Here is a 1,224-nt window from a genome sequence, read left to right on the forward strand (position 1 = left end):
TATTGATATGCCCATATGACCTTTTAAAATGAATAGCTTAAAATCGAATCCGTTAACATGAATATTTTTGCGTATGATATCGCCTATTTCGTAATACATCTTGACTTCCTCCGTTTTTCATTTTATATTTAACTTGAAATTTTTCTTAAGTGCTTGATGCTGTTACTTGCTCCAACAAGTAGCAGTTTTTTTATCTTATTATCAAAGATGTTTCGTAAATTATGCCTTTTGGTTCGCCTGGCACTACTATTTGGCCGACAAAAAAATATTGATGCGCTCTACTTCTGTATGATTTCTTAAGTTTTAAATTGTGTAATACTATGTCACCGGTATGTCTGTCTACATATTCAACAAGATAATTTTTGTTTTGAACCGACATGTAAATATATGGATTGTTGTACTTCTCTCTGTATTCAGTAATCGTCTTAACTTCATCATCACTTAACACAGCTTGTTCTGCTTTTCTTTCCCATTCCACACTAGGTTCAACGTGTTCTTCGAACCAAGTCATTTAATCATCCACCTCATATAAGTATTCTTTATAAAATATGAATGTTGCTATACTTGCGAATCCCGCAATCGACCATGCTGTAGTGAAGTACAGCAATGGCATAAGCACAATCGCTAAGACTGTGAAGCACAATACTGCTATTAAGTAGCTTTTATATGTGTCGCTCATTTAATATCCTCCTAATACCATTTTTTATGCTTTCTGATCAAATACTCTTCCAATTTAGAAATATTAATCAGAGTGCCTGTTGGTGAATAATCAATGTATAAATTTTCTACACCTAAATTATCTTTGCGGTAATATTTCAACCAGTTGTATACTGTACTTCTACATACTCCAAACAATTGATGGATTTGTGTAGGTGTTGCGTATAACTTTTTCACAAATTTTTCTTCGCCTCTATATGTGTTTTCTGGTGTTGGTGGTACTATGATTTTTGGCATTTCTATCTTTCCTTTCGTGTATAATGTTGTTATTTGCTAATAGTTTGTTCGGCGAACTTCAAAAGGCGACGAGCAGATTCAGTAGAATTTTCAGCATCTTTCGGTATGGTTAAAGATTTGTTGTTTAGATAGTCACTCAACGCCCTGCTACTAATCACAGGTTTTCTAGTGTGCTTCTCAATCTTCCAAACCTTCCACGTCACAACTGCCATTGTGATGAGGAGGGTTGTTTTATACAATTTGTTCACTGTGAATCCTCCTTAAAAAACA

Annotated in this window: 4 protein-coding genes; all 4 read right to left on the reverse strand. The window is 34.2% G+C overall.

The features are described from left to right. The coding region (locus tag SD53_RS18955) for a DUF1108 family protein (RefSeq protein ID WP_046520536.1) at positions 1-99 on the reverse strand (99 nt) is incomplete at its 3' end. A 91-nt stretch (positions 100-190) separates the two neighbouring features. After that, positions 191-511 (reverse strand): hypothetical protein, encoded by a 321-nt coding sequence (locus SD53_RS12390; RefSeq protein WP_000219665.1) that lies wholly within the window; start codon positions 509-511, stop codon positions 191-193. Then, positions 512-679: a DUF1270 domain-containing protein gene (locus SD53_RS18200; protein WP_001285950.1), complete on the reverse strand. Its 168-nt coding sequence runs from the start codon at positions 677-679 to the stop codon at positions 512-514. Between the two features lie 11 nt (positions 680-690). Then, on the reverse strand, positions 691-954 hold the full coding sequence (locus tag SD53_RS12400) for a helix-turn-helix domain-containing protein (RefSeq protein WP_001124198.1): 264 nt from the start codon (positions 952-954) through the stop codon (positions 691-693). Positions 955-1,224 lie beyond the last annotated feature (270 nt).

The organism is Rheinheimera mesophila (assembly GCF_000986865.1).
In the GTDB taxonomy this organism is placed as follows: domain Bacteria; phylum Pseudomonadota; class Gammaproteobacteria; order Enterobacterales; family Alteromonadaceae; genus Pararheinheimera; species Pararheinheimera mesophila.

Excerpts from the sequence above, each read along its gene's own strand:
- SD53_RS12390 (WP_000219665.1), bottom strand. The coding sequence starts at position 511 with ATGACTTGGTTCGAAGAACACGTTGAACCTAGTGTGGAATGGGAAAGA.
- SD53_RS18200 (WP_001285950.1), bottom strand. The coding sequence starts at position 679 with ATGAGCGACACATATAAAAGCTACTTAATAGCAGTATTGTGCTTCACA.
- SD53_RS12400 (WP_001124198.1), bottom strand. The coding sequence starts at position 954 with ATGCCAAAAATCATAGTACCACCAACACCAGAAAACACATATAGAGGC.